The sequence below is a fragment of the Hymenobacter coccineus genome (genome assembly GCF_001816125.1).
Lineage (GTDB): Bacteria > Bacteroidota > Bacteroidia > Cytophagales > Hymenobacteraceae > Hymenobacter > Hymenobacter coccineus.
The window spans coordinates 1-211 of record NZ_MDZA01000387.1; the positions used below are offsets into that span (position 1 = coordinate 1).

Annotated in this window: 1 protein-coding gene; it reads left to right on the forward strand. The window is 71.6% G+C overall.

Going from position 1 to position 211, the window contains the following annotated elements:
• Nucleotides 1-211: hypothetical protein (locus tag BEN49_RS28965; protein ID WP_204376157.1), on the forward strand; the 211-nt coding region annotated here is incomplete at both ends.

A 211-nucleotide genomic window follows, 5' to 3' on the forward strand; every position in this document is an offset into this window, starting at 1 on the left:
CAGCGCTACCGCTACCTCAACGCCCCGCAGCGTGCCCCGACGCGGCCGAACGCCGGCAGTGGCTGGGCAAAACCATGCTGGACACGGCCGGCTTCATGGGCCGCTCGCCCGACAGCGCTACCGCTACCTCAACGCCCCGCAGCGTGCCCCGACGCGGCCGAACGCCGGCAGTGGCTGGGCAAAACCATGCTGGACACGGCCGGCTTCATGG